This window comes from Arenibaculum sp. (assembly GCF_035998295.1).
Classification (GTDB): Bacteria; Pseudomonadota; Alphaproteobacteria; order Azospirillales; family Azospirillaceae; genus DASYHS01.
Genome location: NZ_DASYHS010000173.1, coordinates 42,510 through 59,486, shown reverse-complemented (window position 1 = coordinate 59,486; position 16,977 = coordinate 42,510). Strand labels below are relative to the sequence as shown.

14 protein-coding genes are annotated in these 16,977 nt (G+C 69.1%); 6 read left to right on the top strand and 8 right to left on the bottom strand.

Annotation, left to right across the window (positions count from 1 at the left end):
• Nucleotides 1-56: 56 nt before the first annotated feature.
• The 3 genes from VGO20_RS17315 to VGO20_RS17305 all read left to right on the top strand — a co-directional run bounded on the left by VGO20_RS17315 (nucleotide 57) and on the right by VGO20_RS17305 (nucleotide 3,695).
• Complete coding sequence (locus tag VGO20_RS17315; RefSeq protein WP_327503620.1) at nucleotides 57-1,646, top strand: DegQ family serine endoprotease; 1,590 nt, start codon at nucleotides 57-59, stop codon at nucleotides 1,644-1,646.
• Between the two features lie 148 nt (nucleotides 1,647-1,794).
• Nucleotides 1,795-2,112 (top strand): hypothetical protein, encoded by a 318-nt coding sequence (locus tag VGO20_RS17310; protein ID WP_327503619.1) that lies wholly within the window; start codon nucleotides 1,795-1,797, stop codon nucleotides 2,110-2,112.
• A gap of 113 nt (nucleotides 2,113-2,225) precedes the next feature.
• Entirely contained in the window at nucleotides 2,226-3,695 is a 1,470-nt protein-coding gene (locus VGO20_RS17305) for a sensor histidine kinase (RefSeq protein ID WP_327503618.1), read from the top strand.
• A gap of 9 nt (nucleotides 3,696-3,704) precedes the next feature.
• On the opposite strand, the gene VGO20_RS17300 is transcribed toward VGO20_RS17305, so the two are convergent.
• On the bottom strand, nucleotides 3,705-4,943 hold the full coding sequence (locus VGO20_RS17300; protein ID WP_327503622.1) for a phenylacetate--CoA ligase family protein: 1,239 nt from the start codon (nucleotides 4,941-4,943) through the stop codon (nucleotides 3,705-3,707).
• 151 nt (nucleotides 4,944-5,094) lie between these two features.
• Between VGO20_RS17300 and VGO20_RS17295 the strand changes: the two genes are divergently transcribed.
• Entirely contained in the window at nucleotides 5,095-5,298 is a 204-nt protein-coding gene (locus VGO20_RS17295) for a hypothetical protein (RefSeq protein ID WP_327503617.1), read from the top strand.
• A 15-nt stretch (nucleotides 5,299-5,313) separates the two neighbouring features.
• Here the strand turns inward: VGO20_RS17295 and VGO20_RS17290 are convergent, their stop codons facing one another.
• From VGO20_RS17290 to VGO20_RS17265, 6 genes are all read right to left on the bottom strand, one after another.
• On the bottom strand, nucleotides 5,314-6,159 hold the full coding sequence (locus VGO20_RS17290; RefSeq protein WP_327503616.1) for an ABC transporter ATP-binding protein: 846 nt from the start codon (nucleotides 6,157-6,159) through the stop codon (nucleotides 5,314-5,316).
• 87 nt (nucleotides 6,160-6,246) lie between these two features.
• On the bottom strand, nucleotides 6,247-7,521 hold the full coding sequence (locus VGO20_RS17285; protein WP_327503615.1) for an ABC transporter substrate-binding protein: 1,275 nt from the start codon (nucleotides 7,519-7,521) through the stop codon (nucleotides 6,247-6,249).
• 52 nt (nucleotides 7,522-7,573) lie between these two features.
• A complete protein-coding gene (locus tag VGO20_RS17280) occupies nucleotides 7,574-8,641 on the bottom strand; it encodes a branched-chain amino acid ABC transporter permease (RefSeq protein WP_327503614.1) in 1,068 nt (355 codons plus the stop codon).
• A gap of 10 nt (nucleotides 8,642-8,651) precedes the next feature.
• Nucleotides 8,652-9,545, bottom strand: coding sequence for a branched-chain amino acid ABC transporter permease (locus tag VGO20_RS17275; RefSeq protein WP_327503613.1), 894 nt, complete (start codon nucleotides 9,543-9,545; stop codon nucleotides 8,652-8,654).
• Between the two features lie 103 nt (nucleotides 9,546-9,648).
• Nucleotides 9,649-11,589, bottom strand: a complete 1,941-nt coding sequence (locus VGO20_RS17270; protein ID WP_327503612.1) for a long-chain fatty acid--CoA ligase — start codon at nucleotides 11,587-11,589, stop codon at nucleotides 9,649-9,651.
• Nucleotide 11,590: 1 nt separating this feature from the next.
• Nucleotides 11,591-12,430: an ABC transporter ATP-binding protein gene (locus VGO20_RS17265; protein ID WP_414639841.1), complete on the bottom strand. Its 840-nt coding sequence runs from the start codon at nucleotides 12,428-12,430 to the stop codon at nucleotides 11,591-11,593.
• 396 nt (nucleotides 12,431-12,826) lie between these two features.
• On the opposite strand from VGO20_RS17265, the gene acnA reads away from it, so the two are divergent.
• On the top strand, nucleotides 12,827-15,526 hold the full coding sequence (acnA, locus tag VGO20_RS17260) for an aconitate hydratase AcnA (protein ID WP_327503610.1): 2,700 nt from the start codon (nucleotides 12,827-12,829) through the stop codon (nucleotides 15,524-15,526).
• A gap of 214 nt (nucleotides 15,527-15,740) precedes the next feature.
• Entirely contained in the window at nucleotides 15,741-16,661 is a 921-nt protein-coding gene (locus VGO20_RS17255; protein ID WP_327503609.1) for a terminase small subunit, read from the top strand.
• 49 nt (nucleotides 16,662-16,710) lie between these two features.
• On the opposite strand, the gene VGO20_RS17250 is transcribed toward VGO20_RS17255, so the two are convergent.
• A complete protein-coding gene (locus VGO20_RS17250; protein ID WP_327503608.1) occupies nucleotides 16,711-16,899 on the bottom strand; it encodes a hypothetical protein in 189 nt (62 codons plus the stop codon).
• Between the last annotated feature and the right edge of the window lie 78 nt (nucleotides 16,900-16,977).

Genomic DNA, 16,977 nt, shown 5'->3' with positions numbered 1-16,977 from the left:
CGCGCCGCCCGCGGTTGCCGGGGGGCGGCGCGCCGTCATGAGATGAGGAGAGGTCCATGAGTCCGATCGAAATGTCCGGCCGGGATGCGGGTCTCCGCCGGGCGGTCCGGCCGGTGCGGGCGGTGGCGCTCGCCGGCGCGCTCGCCGTCTGCTCCGCCGGGGCCGCCGCCCAGGACCTGCCCGCCGGAGAGCGGGGCACGCAGCCGGACGCCCGGCAGGCGCAGCAGCAGCAGGCGCGGAGCTACTCCGGCCCGGAGAGCTTCGCGACCCTGGCGAGGGAGAAGCTGCCGACCGTCGTCAACGTCTCCACGACCCAGGCCCGGACCGCGCCCGAGGGCGACGGCGGTCTGCGGATACCCGGGCTTCCCGGGCTGCCGATCCCACCGGGCTCGCCGCTCGAGGACTTCTTCGAGCGCTTCGCGCCGCCCGACATGGAACAGCGGCCCGACAGCGCGCTCGGCTCCGGCTTCATCGTCGATCCCTCGGGCTACATCGTCACCAACAACCACGTCGTCGAGCAGGCCGACGAGGTGAAGGTGATCCTCTCCGACGAGACGGAACTGCCGGCCGAGGTGATCGGGACCGACCCGCTCACCGACCTCGCCCTCCTCAAGGTCGAGACCGACCGCGAGCTCACGGCCGTGGAATGGGGGAACTCCGACGAGGCCGAGGTCGGCGACTGGGTGCTTGCGATCGGCAATCCCTTCGGCCTGGGCGGCACCGTGACCAGCGGCATCATCTCGGCCCGCGCCCGCCAGATCAACGCGGGTCCCTATGACGACTTCCTGCAGACCGACGCCTCCATCAACCGGGGCAATTCCGGCGGCCCCCTGTTCGACATGGACGGCCTGGTCGTCGGGGTGAACACCGCGATCTTCTCGCCCACGGGCGGCTCGGTCGGCATCGGCTTCGCGATCCCGTCCTCCATCGCGCAGCCGGTGATCCGCCAGCTCCGCGAGGAGGGCGAGGTCGTCCGCGGCTATCTCGGCGTCCAGATCCAGCCGATCACGCCCGAGATCGCGGAGGCCGTGGGCCTCGACGAGCCGCGCGGCGCCCTGGTCGCCGACGTCGTCCCCGGCAGTCCGGCGGCCGAGGCCGGCATCGAGCCCGGCGACGTCATCCTCGAATACGCCGGCGACGACGTGGCGGAGCCGCGCCTGCTGTCGCGCGCGGTCGCCGCGACCGAGGTCGGCACCGAGCGCGAGGTGGTCGTCCTGCGCGACGGCGAGCGCCAGACCCTCGACGTCGAGATCGCCCGTCTCCAGTCGGAGACCGAGATGGCGGCGGCGGAGGATGCGCCCGCGCAGGAGAACGGCGTGGAGGGGCCGCTCGGCCTCGAGCTGTCGGAGCTGACCCCCGAGCTGCGCCGCCAGTACGGCATCGAGGACGGGACCGAGGGCGTCGTCGTGACCGGCGTCGAGCGCGACAGCGTGGCGGCCGAGCAGGGCTTCCAGCCCGGCGACGTGATCCGGCGCATCGGCGGGGAGAAGATCGAGACCCCCGACGAGGTGAGCGCCCAGATCGACGCCGCCCGGGAGGCGGACCGGAACTCCGTCCTCGTCCTGCGCGAGCGCCAGGGCAACGCGCTGTTCGCGGCACTGCCGCTGGCCGAGCAGGTCGGCGAGGAGGGCGCGGACGGCGGCTGACGCGTCCCCGCGCGCAGACGATCCCGACACCCGGGCCGTTCGCGGCCCGGGTGTTTTCGTGTCGGCAGGTACCTTCGCGGGTATGCCGCAACCTTCCGTCATGTCCCGCGTTCCGTGCTGCGGACGGATGGAGCGGAGCGGGTCGAGGATGACGGTGATCGCGATTGCCGACCGGGTACGGGAGCTGGAGCGCTTCGGAACCGACCGGTTCTGCAGCGAGTACGAGGCCGCTCTCGAGAGCGTGCTGATGAACCTGTTCGCCGCGTGCCCGGATGCCGGGGACGCCTGGGAAGAGGTGGCGGAAGACTTTGATGCGACGGTCGGGCGGGACCGCGTCCTCGGCTTCTGCCTCGAACGCGGATTCGACATCCGCAAGACCCCCGGCGGTCCCGGCGACGAGCTGGTCGGGTGCTGGCGTGACATCGGGATCATGCTGCTGGCGCGCGACCGCGGCCTGATCTCCTGAGCCGCCTTCCGAACGCTGCCGCGACGCGGGTCCCGGTGCCGTTACCTCTCACGCCGGCCGGGAACTTGATCTAGACTGCCGCGTCGCGATACTTCGTTCGAAGGGGGTGCCAGATGGGCGGGGACCGGGCGGCGGGTGCTCCCACCGAGGGCCGGCTGGGTCGGGCGCTCGCCTCGGCGAAGGTCGGCTACTGGAACCTCGACCTGCGCGCCGACACGGCCGAGCGCTCGCCGCTGGTGGACGCGATGTACGGCTTCGCGCCGGGGGAGGTCGGGCCGGAGGTTGCTCCCCTGCGCGCACGCCACCATCCCGAGGACCAGGAGCGCGGCCGCCTCGCCTATGCCCGCGCGCTCGCCGCCGGCGAACGGCACGTCGCCCACGACTACCGCGTCGTGCTGCCGGACGGGCGGGAGCGGTGGCTGTCGCTGCACGGCGAGATCGTCTGCGGCGCCGACGGCACGCCCGAGCGCATCGTCGGCATCCTGATGGACGTGACGGAGCGGCGGCTGACGGAGGCCGCCCTGGCCGAGAGCCGGGAGCGGCTGGAGCTTGCCGTATCCTCGACCGACCTCGGCATCTGGGACTGGAACCTCGTGACGGGCGCCATGATCTGGAGCGAGCGGGCGAAGGAGATCTACGGGTTCCCCGCGGGCGAGCCGGTGGCCTTCGACCGCATCCGCGACGTGACCCATCCCGAAGACCTGAAGGTGACGCAGGCGATCCGCGCCCGCGCCCTCGATCCGGCGATCCGCAGCCGGGAGACCTACGAGTACCGCATCGTGCGGCCGGACGGGCAGCTCCGCTGGATCGTCGCGGCGGGCCAGGCGGTGTTCGCGACGGTCGGCGGCGAGACGCGGGCGGTCCGCTACGTCGGCACCATCATCGACGTGACCGCGCGCAAGGTGCTCGAGTCCTCGCTGCGCGACGCGGTCCGGCACGAGCGGGTCCTGCAGCAGGAGCTGAACCACAGGGTCAAGAACAACCTCCAGGTCGTGGCGGCGCTGCTCCGGCTCCAGGCGGACCGTCTCGGCGACGCGTCCGGGCGGCGCCACATCCTGGCCGCGCACGAGCGCGTGATGGCGATCGCGCGCGCCCATGCCAGCCTGACCCAGGGGGGCGATCCGGGGCGCGTCGACCTCGGCTCGTATCTGCGCGGCCTGTGCGCCGACCTGGCGGAATCGCTGGGAACGGACGCCTCCCGGATAGAGATGTCGGTCGAGACGCGGGGGGATGCGGTCGAAACCGACCTCGACCGCGCGGTCCCGGTCGGGCTGATCGTGAACGAGCTGGTGACGAACGCCGCCCGGCACGCGTTCCCGGCAGGGACCGGAGGCCGCGTCCGCGTCGAGCTCGACCGGGACGGCGCCTTCATCCGGCTCGCGGTCGCCGACGACGGCGTCGGCCTGACCGCCTCGGGCGCGGCCGGTCCGGACATGCGGGTGCCGAGGCCGCAGGGCTCCGGCCTCGGCGGCGTGCTCGTCAGCCATCTCTCGCGCCAGATCTCAGCGACGATGAGCACGCAGGCCGACGGCGGGACGCGCGTCGTCCTCGTCTTTCCCGCGACGCCGCCGTCCGCTCCCTGAGGCCTTGGGCTAGTCGTATTTGCGCCTGTCGTCGATGACCTTGCCGTCGTTCGGCAGGGTTCCCGGGGCGACGACCTCGACCTCGCCGCGCAGCTTGGTGACGGCGCGCAGCGTCTCGGCGACCGCTTCGGCGAGGCCCCCGCCGGCGGCCGGCGCCTCCACCTGCAAGGTCATGACGTCGGCGCCTTCGGCGCGGTCGACCACGAGGCGGCCGCGGCCGGCGATCTGGTGGCGGCGCAGCACCTCGGCGACCTGGCTGGGATGGACGAACATGCCCTTGACCTTGGTGGTCTGGTCGGCGCGGCCCATCCAGCCGCGGATGCGCGTGTTGGTGCGCCCGCACGGGCTGGCGCCGGGCAGGACCGCGGTCAGGTCGCCGGTCGCGTAGCGGATCAGCGGGTAGGTGCGGTTGAGGACGGTCACGACGATCTCGCCGACCTCGCCCTCCGGGACCGGGTCGCCGGTGCCCGGCCGGACGATCTCGACGATCACGCGCTCGTCGAGGATCATGCCGTCGCGCGCCGTGCTCTCATAGGCGACCATGCCCAGGTCGGCGGTCCCGTAGCTCTGGAGCACGTTCAGCCCGCGCGCGGCGTAGAAGGCCTTCACGTCCGGCATGAACGCGGCGGCGGTGACGTGGGCCATGCGGATCGAGGAGATGTCGCGCCCCATCTCCTCCGCTTTCTCGATGATCACCTTCAGGAAGTCGGGCGTGCCGCAATAGCAGTCCGGCCGCACGCCGGCGATCGCCTGGACCTGCAGCTCCGTCTGCCCCGTCCCGGCGGGGAACACGGCCGCGCCGATCGCGTGCGCGGAGGTCTCGAACATCGATCCCGCCGGCGTGAAGTGGTAGGCGAAGCAGTTGTGCACGACATGGCCCGGCCTGAGGCCGGTCGCCCACAGTGCCCGCGCGAAGCGCCAGTAGTCCGGCTGCCCGCCCTCGGGATCGAAGATCGGCCCGGGCGACATGAAGATCCGGGAAAGCTCGCCGGGCGCCACCGCCGCGAAGCCGCCGAAGGGCGGTTCCTCCGCCTGGCGCTCCAGGAGGTCGGCCTTGCGCGTCACCGGCAGGCGGGCCAGGGCGGCGCGGTCGCGGACCTCCATCGGGTCGACGTCCGCCAGGCTCCGGCCCAGGGCCGGCGCACGGCGCTGGGCCAGCGCGATCGTCTCGGGCAGGGCCGCCATGTGCGCGGCCTCGCGCTCGTCGGTCGAGCGGGTTTCCAGGTCGTCGTAGTACTCGCGCTCCATCGGCATGCCCCGTATTTTATATAAACTTGCGATGCTTTGCCGGTTCTGGTCCAGGTCTCCCATTTGTCCCTTGACGAATGGAAATCCTTTGCCTTCCCTCCGGCGGCGACGTACCCTTTATTGGGAGGTAACGCTTTCTCGTGAGGCGGTCATGAGCGAATGGACGATCGTTCAGTTCCCGGACCTACCGGACATCGACACCCGCCGGGCCATCCTCGCCTGGGTGGAGGAAATGATGGCCGGACGTTGCCTGCATTTCAACACGACCGACGGTTGGGGGCGGCGCGCCTACGGCTTCCAGTTCCAGCGGCCCGACGACGCGCAATGCTTCCGCCGCCGCTGGCTGGCGTCGTAGCGGGGCCTCGCCGGCTCACAGCCAGCGCTTGCGCCGCTTGAAGCTCTTCAGGTTCTTGAAGCTCCGCCGCTCCTCGGTGCCGCCGCCGAGGTAGAACTCCTTGACGTCCTCGTTGTCCTGCAGCTCCGCCGCGGTGCCGTCGAGCACGACCTTGCCGTTCTCCATGATGTAGCCGTAGGAGGCGGCCTGCAGCGCCATGCGCGCGTTCTGCTCGACCAGCAGGATCGTGACGCCGAGGTCGCGGTTGATCTGGCGGATGATGCCGAACACCTCCTTGACCAGCAGCGGCGACAGGCCCATGGACGGCTCGTCCATCAAGATCAGCTTGGGCCGCGCCATCAGCGCGCGCCCGATCGCGAGCATCTGCTGCTCGCCGCCCGAGAGGTAGCCGGCCAGGCCGGTCCGCTCCTTCAGGCGGGGGAAATACTCGAACACCATCTCCATGTCCTGCTTCACGCCGCCGTCGCGGCGCGTGAAGGCGCCGAGCCGCAGGTTCTCGGTGCAGGTCATGTCGGCGACGATTCGGCGGCCTTCCATCACCTGGAAGATGCCCTTGCGCACGATGCGGTCCGGGTCGACGCCGTTGATGCGCTCGCCCGCGAACGAGATGTCGCCGCGCGTGACCTCGCCGTCCTCGGTCTTCAGCAGCCCGGAGATCGCCTTCAGGGTCGTCGACTTGCCGGCGCCGTTGGCGCCCAGCAGGGCCACGATCTCGCCTTCCGGGACTTCGAGGCTGAGCCCGCGCAGCACGAGGATCACGTCGTTGTAGACGACCTCGATGTTGTTGACCGACAGCAGCGGCGGCTTGGTCGCGGCGGCGGCGGCAGGTGCGGGCGGGGCGGATGCGGCGGTGGCGGCCATGCGGGGGTCACCTCGTCGGGAGAGACCCCTCCCCCGCGTGGCGGGGGAGGGGGGGCTGGACTGCGGGCAGGTCGGTCTCGGCCGGATTTACCAGCCCAGCCACTCCGGCTTGCGCGGGACGTCGATGGTCGTGACCTTCTCCAGGTTCATCGCATCGGACGACATCAGTTCCGCGACCGCGCCCTCCGTCGGGCCGTTGACGCGCGCCCGGTAGAGGTTGACCGTCGTGGTGCCGCGGTGGTCTTCGGCGGTCCAGGTCGACGGCAGGCACACGCCTTCGAGGCCGGCCGGGACCCAGTCCTTCTTCTGGTACATGCCTTCCTTGATGTTCGGGCCGGTGACGCCGCCGTTCTGGTCGGCCCACGCCATCGCCTCGGCCATGTAGTAGGCCGAGCAGATGCCGGTGATGTAGTGCACCGAGCGGTAGTCCTGCGGCTGGGACGAGGACTGGCTGATCGCCTGCACCGTCTGCATGCCGGGGGCTTCGTCGCCCCAGACGGCGCCCGTGCGCACCGGGAACACCACGCCGTCGGCCGCCGAGCCGACCGCCTTCATGGCGTCCTCGCCCATGCCCCAGACGTTGCCGAGGAACTGCACGTCGGCGCCGACCGTGTCGCAGGCCTTCAGCACGGAGATGTTGGAGCCCGCCGTGTTGCCGAGATAGGCGTAGTTGGCGCCGCTGTCCTTGAGGGTCAGGCACTGGGCCGTGTAGTCGCCGGGGGTGAGCGCGAACTGGACCGCCGGCAGCACTTCGAAGCCGAGTTCCTTGGCCAGTTCCTCGCCGGCCTCCTTGGGTGCGTTCGGATAGGGGTGGTTGGCGCCCATATGGACGTATTTGGGCGCGCCCTGGCCGCCCTTGGCCTTCCAGTCCTCGGCCGCCCACATCAGCATGGCGCGCAGCGCGTCGGAGTAGGAGGGGCCGTAGAAGAAGTTGTAGGGCGCCGCCTTGGTCGACCTCTCGCCCTTGCCGTTCGGGTCGGTCAGCGCGCCGGCGTAGGAGCCGGAGAAGTACGGGATCTCATCCCGGGCGACGAAGGTGATCAGCGCTTCGGTGTCGGCGGTGCCCCAGCCCTGGATGGCGGCGACCTTGTCCCCGCCGGACCACTTCTTGTACTGGCTGACGGCGCGCGGCACCTGATAGCCGTAGTCGACCGTGTCCATGTCGATCTTCTTGCCGTTCACGCCGCCCTGGCTGTTCAGGTAGGCGACCGCGTCGGCGACGCCCTGTCCGAAGGGCACGCCGATGTCGGAGGTCGCGCCGCTGTAGTCGGCGAGGTGGCCGACGGGGATTTCCTGCGCCAGCGCCGGGGTGCTCAGCGCCACGGCCGCCGCGCTGGCCGCGAGAACCAACTTGAGTTTCATCGAACGCTTCCTCCGAGTTCCGTTGTTGTGGTTGGTCGTCCTCTCCGCCCGTTCAGTGGGAGAACGGGTAGAGTTTCCAGTAGGCCTTGATCTGCTTCCACCGGTGGGCGAGCCCGTCGGGTTCGAAGATCAGGAACAGGATGATGACCAGGCCGATCGCCATTTCCCGCAGGAAGGCGATGTTGTCCTGGAGACCGAGCGCCAGGTCAATGGAGCTGCCCGACAGCGCCTGGGTGATCGTCGTCATCATCTCGGGCAGCATGACCATGAAGACGGTCCCCATCAGGGAGCCCATGATCGAGCCGAGGCCGCCGATGATGATCATGCCCAGGAACTGGATCGAGAACAGGATCGTCACGCTTTCGACCGAGACGAACTGAAGGTAGTGCGCGTACAGCGCGCCGCCGATGCCGGCGTAGAAGGAGCTGATGCCGAAGGACATCGTCCTGTACTTGGTCAGGTTGATGCCCATCATCTCGGCCGACAGGTAGTGGTCGCGCACGGCCACCAGCGCCCGCCCGTCGCGCGAGCGCATCAGGTTGGTCGCCAGCACGTACATCACGACCATGTAGGCCAGGACGACGTAGAAGTACCGGGTGTCCGTGTTGAACACGAAGCCGAAGATCGAGAAGGGCTCGGCCATCGTCCCGGCGACCCCGCCCGTGAACCACTCGGCCCGGGCCAGGAAGTCCTCGATGATGAACTGCGCCGCCAGGGTCGCGATCGCGAGGTACAGCCCCTTCAGGCGCGCCGCCGGCAGCCCGAAGATCATGCCGACCGCGGTCGTCAGCAGCCCGGCCAGCGGCACGGCGAAGAAGACCGGCACGCCGAAGGAGTTGGAGAACCACGCCGAGGCGAAGGCGCCGAAGCCGAAGAAGGCGGCGTGGCCGATCGAGATCTGGCCCGTGAAGCCGACCAGGATGTTGAGGCCCAGCGCCGCGATCGAGAGATAGCCGATCTGGATCAGGATCGACAGCCAGTAGCGGTCCATGAACGTCGGGCACAGCAGCAGCAGCACGATCCCCACGATCGCGAAGTTGCGGCTGGTGACGGTCGGGAAGATCGTCGTGTCGGCCCGGTAGGTGGTCTTGAAATCCCCGCTCGGGGTCATGGCGGTCATGCTCGGGCCCTCACACGCGCTCGATGTCCTTGGTCCCGAACAGCCCGTAGGGCTTGATCATCAGGATGATGATCAGGACGTAGAAGGGGGCGACCTGGTACATGTTGCCCCAATGCAGGTACTGGCTGTCGATGTAGTGGGCGAAGTTCTCGAGCAGCCCGACGATCAGCCCGCCCAGCACGGCGCCGACGATGCTGTCTAGCCCGCCCAGGATCACCGCCGGGAACACCTTGATCCCGAAGAAGGACAGGGCGGAGGAGACGCCGTTGACGACGCCGACCACGATGCCGGCGACCGCGGACACCATGGCCGAGATCGCCCAGCTCATCGCGAAGACCTGGCGCACCGAGATGCCGAGCGACTGGGCGACCTGCTGGTTGAACGCGGTCGCGCGCATCGCGAGTCCCATGCGCGAGAATTTGAAGAACCAGCCGAAGCCGACCATGATCACGATCGAGATCAGCAGGCTCATGATGTAGACGGTCTGGACCTGCAGCCCGAGCAGGTTGATCGTGCTGCGCTCGAAGATCGGCGGGAAGGGCTGGGCGAAGACGCCGAACATCCACTTCATCAGCGCCTGGAAGAAGGTGGCCAGCCCGATCGTCACCATGATGACCGAGATGATCGGCTCGCCGATCATCGGCCGCAGCACGATGACCTGGAGCGCCACCCCGAATATCAGCATGAAGGCGAGCGTCAGCAGGAAGCCCCATATGAAGGGGATCTGCCACGTCGTCAGCAGCCACCAGCACACCCAGGCGCCGATCAGCAGGAACTCGCCCTGGGCGAAGTTGACGACCTGGCTCGCCTTGTAGATCAGGACGAAGGACATCGCGACGACGCCGTAGAGCGCGCCGACGATGACGCCGTTGATGAGAAGCTGCAGCAGCAGGCTGGTGTTCAAGTGAGGCCTCCCCGTTCCCCGTCCGGTGTCGCCGCAGGGCGGGGCGGAAGGCTGCTGCGCCCCCCGCCGGCCACCCGCGGCGCTCCCGCTTCTTCTCTCTCCGTCATGCCGCCGCCGCGGCCTTGGCCTTCCTGCCGGCCGCCGGCGCGGGTTCCAGGTCGACCACCTTCAGCGTCGTGCGGATGCGCTGCCGAGTGCCGTCCTGGAACGTGATCGTCGTGTCGACGTCGATCGCGTCGCGGCCGGAATAGATCGCCTCGATGATGTCGCCGTACTTCTCGCCGATGACGCCGCGCCGGACCTTGCGGGTGCGGGTCAACTCGCCGTCGTCCGGGTCCAGCTCCTTGTAGAGCAGCAGGAACTTCCGGATGCGCTGGAAGTCGGGCAGCGTCGCGTTCACGGCCTCGACCTCGCGCCTGAGCAGGTCGTACACCTCCGGCCGGCTCGACAGGTCGGTGTAGGTCGTGAAGGTGATGCGGTTCTTCTCCGCCCATTTCGAGACGATCGGGAAGCGGATGCACACCATCGCCGCCAGGTGCTCGCGCTGATCGCCGAGGATCACCGCCTCCGCGACGTAGGGGCTGAACTTCAGCTTGTTCTCGACGTATTGCGGCGAGAAGCGGTCGCCCTGGCTGGTCGTCGCGATGTCCTTGATGCGGTCGATGACGACGAGGTGGCCCTTCTTGTCGAAGAAGCCGGCGTCGCCGGTGTGCATCCAGCCGTCGCGCAGGTCGGCCGCCGTCGCCTCCTCGCTGCGGAAATAGCCCAGGAACATGTTCGGGTGCCGGGTGACGATCTCGCCGACGCCGTTCTGGTCGGGGTTTTCGATCCGGATCTCGATGTCCTTCGTCAATCCGCGGCCGACCGTGTCGAAATCGACCTCGTCCGCCGCGTGGACGGTATAGATGCCCATCGTCTCGGTCTGGCCGTAGATCTGGCGCAGCGGCACGCCCATGGCCTGGAAGAACTTGAACGTGTCCGGCCCGAGCGCGGCGCCGCCGGTCGCCGCGCTGTCGAGATTGCTGAAGCCGAGCCGGTCGCGCAGCGCGCGGAACAGGATCAGGTCGGCGATGCGCGAGCGCCGCCCGTCCTCCAGCGCCTTCAGCCCCATCCGCATGCCGATGTCGTAGAGCTTCTGCTTGAGCGGCGAGGCGTCCATCACCTTGGAGCGGACGTCGGCGGCGATCTGCTCCCAGACGCGCGGCGCGAACAGCACGAAGTTCGGCCCGACCTCGCGGAAGTCGTGCATCATCGTCTCGGGTTCCTCGACGAAGTTCACGATCATCCGCGACAGGGGCGCCATGCCCATGATGTAGACCTGCTCCATGATCCACGGCATCGGCAGCACGGACACGTATTCGTCGCCGGGCTTGCGCGGGTCGGCGGCCAGGTAGTTGGCGCAGTGGCGCAGCAGCCGACCGGCCGTCAGCATCGCCAGCTTCGGGTTCGCGGTCGTGCCCGAGGTGGTGCACAGGATCGCGACGTCCTCGCCCTTCGTCGCCGCCATCATCTCGTCGTAGCGGCTCGGCTCCGCCACCGCGATGGCGCGGGCGTGGCGGATCACCTCGTCGACGTTCACGAGGCGCGGGTCGTCGTATTTGCGCATGCCGCGCGGGTCGGAATACACGATCCGCTCGACCGAGGGGATGCGGTCGCCGAGGTTCAGCAGCTTGTCGATCTGCTCCTCGTCCTCGGCGAAGACCAGCTTCACGTCGGCATAGTTGACGAGATAGGCGACCTCGTCCTCCATCGCGTCGCGGTAGATGCCGAGGCTCATCGCGCCGACGGCGTGGGTCGCGATCTCGCCGCAGGCCCAGTCGGGGCGGTTGTCGCCGATCAGGGCGACCACGTCGCCCCGGCCGACGCCGTAATAGGCCAGTCCGAGCGCGAAGGTCCGGACCCGCTCGTGGTACTGCGCCCAGGTGAAGGACCGCCAGATGCCGAAGTCCTTCTCGCGCAGCGCCACCTCGCCGCCGTGCTCGCGCGCGTTGTGGGCCAGCAGCTTGGGCAGCGTGTCGAACCGGCTGATGTCGGGCAGCGTCATCTCAGGCAACCTTCCCTTCGCCGCGGGCCCCTTCGCGGACGTCGTCCTCGTCCATCAGCACCTCGTCCGCCTCGCCGAGATAGGCGCGCTTGACGTGCTCGTTGGCCAGGACCTCGTCCGGGTCCCCTTCGGCGATCTTGCGGCCGAAGTCGAGCACCATGACCCGGTGGGAGATGTCCATCACCACCCCCATGTCGTGCTCGATCATGACCACGGTCATGCCGAACTCCTCGTTGAGATCGATGATGTAACGCGCCATGTCCTCCTTCTCTTCGAGGTTCATGCCGGCCATCGGCTCGTCGAGAAGAATGATGTCCGGCTTCAGCGCCATGGCGCGGGCGAGCTCCACCCGCTTGCGCACCCCGTAGGACAGCGTGCCGGCGACGGCCTTGCGGACGTTCTGCAGCTCCAGGAAATCGATGATCTCCTCGATGTCGCGCCGGTGCGCCAGCTCCTCCTTCTGGGCGCCGGTGAACCAGTAGAGCGCGCCGGTCAGGAAGTTGTTCCGCAGCAGGTGGTGGCGCCCGACCATGATGTTGTCGAGCACGGTCATGTGGTGGAACAGCGCCAGGTTCTGGAAGGTGCGGCCGATGCCCCTGGTGGCGCGCTGGTTCGGGGTCCGGGACGTGATGTCCTCGCCCTTGTAGAAGACCTTGCCTTCGGTCGGCTTGTAGCGGCCGGAGATGCAGTTGACCATGGAGGTCTTGCCGGCCCCGTTCGGGCCGATGATCGAGAACAGCTCGCCCTTGTTGATCGCGAAGCTGACGTCGGTCAGCGCGCGGACGCCGCCGAAGCGCAACGACACCTGCCTTGCCTCGAAGATGGGCGTGTCGGCTTTCAAGACCCTGTCCTCCCCACGCATTCTTTTTTGGTCCCGGACCATACTGCCCGGTATGTCAGAATTGCGCCAGACTGATGGCTGACGAACATTAAAGTCAAGGCCTAGGCTGGGCAACGGCTTTTCGTTTCATCGGCAACGATACGCATGCGCATGCGGCGTTTTCGGGCGCGGTCGCGCGGGGGCCGCGGCCGGCGGCTGGGACACCATGCCGCATACCCCCGCCGGATGGGGCAGTCCGGTCGGGTAGGGGCCCGGAAACCGCGGCTTGCGCGGCTTCGCGCATGCATCCTGCGGCATTTGAACTCTCCCGGAAACTGCGCTACATCACCGGCCCAAGAAAGGTTCGGTCACCACCCGATCAAACCTCCGCTTACCCGAAGCGATGGAGGATCCCCAGTGACGACGTTCACCGGTCACGACACCCTGAAGACCCGCCGGACCCTCCAGGTCGGCGGCAGGTCCTACGACTACTACAGCATCGCGGCCGCCGAGGGGGCCGGCCTGGGCGACGTCTCGCGCCTGCCGTTCTCGCTGAAGGTCCTGCTGGAGAACCTGCTGCGCTTCGAGGACGGGCGCACGGTGAGCGTCGACGACGTGAAGGCGGTGGCCGCCTGGCTGAAGACCCGCAGGAGCGACACCGAGATCGCCTACCGCCCGGCCCGCGTCCTGATGCAGGACTTCACGGGCGTGCCGGCGGTGGCCGACCTCGCCGCGATGCGCGAGGCGGTGCGTGCGCTCGGCGGCGAGGTGTCGCGGATCAACCCGCTGTGCCCGGTGGACCTCGTGATCGACCATTCGGTCATGGTCGACGACTTCGGCAATGCCGGCGCCTTCGGCCGCAACGTGGCACTGGAGTTCGAGCGCAACCAGGAGCGCTACGCGTTCCTGCGCTGGGGCCAGACGGCGTTCGACAATTTCCGCGTCGTGCCGCCCGGCACCGGCATCTGCCACCAGGTGAACGTCGAATACCTCGCCCAGACCGTATGGACGGACGCGGACGCGTCGGGCAGCACGGTCGCCTATCCCGACACGCTGGTCGGCACCGACAGCCACACGACCATGGTCAACGGCCTGGGCGTGCTGGGCTGGGGCGTCGGCGGCATCGAGGCCGAGGCGGCGATGCTGGGCCAGCCGATCTCGATGCTGATCCCCGAGGTCGTCGGCTTCAAGCTGACCGGCCGCCTCAGGGAGGGGACGACCGCGACCGACCTCGTGCTGACCGTGACGCAGATGCTGCGCAAGAAGGGCGTCGTCGGCAAGTTCGTGGAGTTCTTCGGGCCGGGCCTCGCCGCCCTGCCGCTGGCCGACCGTGCCACGATCGCGAACATGGCGCCCGAATACGGCGCCACCTGCGGCATCTTCCCGATCGACGCCGAGACGATCAAGTTCCTGACCTTCACCGGCCGCGACCCCGAGCGCGTGGCGCTGGTCGAGGCCTACGCGAAGGCGCAGGGCATGTGGCGCGACGACGCCTCGCCCGAGCCGGTCTTCACCGACACGCTCGAGCTCGACCTCTCCCAGGTCGAGCCGTCGCTGGCCGGGCCGCGCCGCCCGCAGGACCGGGTGGCGCTGTCGGCGCTGTCCGGCGCCTTCAAGCGCGACCTCGTCGACACCTTCAAATGCCCCGACGCCGAGGCATCGGCCCCGGTCAAGGGCGCGGACTACCGCCTGAAGCAGGGCGACGTCGTGATCGCGGCGATCACGTCGTGCACCAACACCTCCAACCCCAGCGTCCTGATCGGCGCCGGCCTGCTCGCCAGGAAGGCGGTCGAGAAGGGCCTGCTCTCGAAGCCCTGGGTAAAGACCTCGCTCGCCCCCGGCAGCCAGGTCGTGACCGACTATCTCGTGGCGGCCGGCCTGCAGGACTATCTCGACCAGCTCGGCTTCAACCTCGTCGGCTACGGCTGCACGACCTGCATCGGCAACTCCGGCCCGCTGCCCGAGCCGATTTCGGCCGCGGTCGAGGAGGGCGACCTCGTCGTCGCCGCGGTGCTGTCCGGCAACCGCAACTTCGAGGGCCGCGTCAACCCGCACACGCGCGCCAACTACCTGGCCTCGCCGCCGCTGTGCGTCGCCTACGCGCTCGCCGGCAACGTCAAGATCGACCTCGTCAACGACCCGATCGGCACCGGCCGCGACGGCCAGCCCGTCTACCTGCGCGACATCTGGCCGAGCGCCCACGAGATCGACGAGACGATGCGCCGCGCGCTGACGCCGGAGATGTACCGCCAGCGCTACTCCAACGTCTTCGAGGGGCCGGAGGAGTGGCGGGAGATCGAGACCGCGACCGGCGCCACCTACGCGTGGACGGAAGGCTCGACCTACGTCAAGCTGCCGCCGCTGTTCGAGGACATGAAGCCCGAGCCCGAGCCCGTTCACGACGTCCGCGGCGCGCGGCCGCTGGCGATCCTGGGCGACAGCATCACGACCGACCACATCTCGCCGGCCGGCTCGATCAAGAAGGACGGCCCGGCGGGCGAGTACCTGCTGGGCTATCAGGTCCGTCCGACCGACTTCAACTCCTACGGCGCGCGGCGCGGCAACCACGAAGTGATGATGCGGGGCACCTTCGCCAACATCCGCATCCGCAACGAGATGGTGGCCGGCATCGAGGGCGGCGTGACCCGGCACCAGCCCTCGGGCGAGGTGATGCCGATCTACACCGCGGCGATGCGCTACCAGGACGAGGGCGTGCCCCTGGTGATCGTCGCCGGCAAGGAGTACGGCACCGGCTCGTCGCGCGACTGGGCGGCCAAGGGCACGCGCCTGCTGGGCGTCAAGGCGGTGATCGCCGAGAGCTTCGAGCGCATCCACCGGTCCAACCTGATCGGCATGGGCGTGCTCGCGCTCCAGTTCAAGGACGGCCAGAACCGCCAGACGCTGAAGCTGGACGGCACCGAGACCTTCGACGTGCTGGGCGTCGAGGCGGGCCTCAAGCCGCGCGCCGACCTGGACGTGGTGATCCGCCGGGCCGACGGCAGCAGCGAGACGATCAAGGCGCTGTGCCGCATCGACACGCTGGACGAGCTCGACTACTACCGCAACGGCGGCATCCTGCAATACGTCCTGCGCAACATGATGCGCCAAGCCGCCTAGCTAGGACAATTGTCCCTCTCCCGCAACGCGGGAGAGGGAGGGGCCCGCCGCGAAGCGGTGGGAGGGTGAGGGTTTTCGAGCATTTTCCCTCACCCTCCCAGCCTCCGGCTGGGTCCCCCCCCTCTCCCGTTGCACGGGAGAGGGGATGTTCTCTTGACTATTATCCTATTTTGTTCTCTCCTTGTCCGTTCAACCGGAACGAGGAGAGCCCGCCATGGACACCCCCGCCCCCCTGCCGCCGCGCGTCGAGCAGTTCTGCCGCGCCGCCGCGCGCGGCGAGCCCCTGGCCGAGGCCGCGCGCCGCGCCGGCTACCCGCCCGTCGCCGCCCGCCGGCACGCCGCGGAGCTGTGGGTGCGCGACGACGTCCAGGCCCGAATCGGCGCGCTGCGCGAGGCGGAGGAGAACCGCGAGCAGGCCATGATCGGCAGCATGCGCGGCAAGTACGAGCGGATGCTCGATGTCTTCTGGAAGAACGGCAAGCTCGATGCCGCCAGCCGCACGATGGCCCAGTGGTGGCGCTTCGAGAAGGACGTCCGCGCCCAGCGCACCGTGACCCCGCGCGAGCGCGAGCGCCTGCACGACGAGGTCCGCGACGACCTGCGCGAGCAGATGCGCCCCGAGATCGCCGAGGAACTGCGCGCCGAAATGCGCGAGGAGATCGGGGCCGAGCTGCGCGCGCAGGCCAGGGCGCAGGCGGGTCCGGTACAAACCATGACAAACCGTGACGCCGGAGGGGTTTCCGCGTCCCCGAGCCCTGCCACCCCCGGACGTTCCATGACAAACCATGACGCCGGAGGGGTTTCCGCGTCCCCGAGCCCTGCCACCCCCGGACTTTCCATGACAAACCATGACGCCGGACGGGTTTCCGCGTCCCCGAAGCCGGCTGCCCTCGGGCGTCCCGTGTCATTGCGTCACGAACTGGACGAGATCGAGGCCTTGCTGGCCGCCACCGACGCCGACGATGCCGCCTTGGAGGCCGCCCTCCACGCCGTCCACGCCGCCCGCGGCGACACCCGCGACGACCCCCACGATGACGAGGACGGCCGGCCGCTCAGCGCCCTCGACGCCAGGCTGCGCGAGATCGGCCGCACCATGGTCGTCCGGCTGCCCTCGTCCGGCATCGAGGACGACTGAGCGCTGGACCTGCGCGGGCGCGGCCGTATCCGTCTTCCGCGACCCGGCGCTAGGGCTTGCGGTCGCCGTGCTCCATGTTCTCGGCGCCCTTGCGCGTGCCGCCGTATTTCTCGTTGCCCTCCTTCTCGTTCTGCGGGCGTTCCTCGTGGTTGCCGGTGTGCTGCTGCTGGCGGAGCTTCGCGGCGCCGGTATCGGCGTCGGTTCCGGTCGGCCCGGGATTTTCCGGCGTGCGGGACATGGCGTGCCTCCTGTCTCGTGGCGTTCGATGCTGGGCATCCGATGCTGGGAACCGTCCGGTAACCCGTTTGTCACGTGG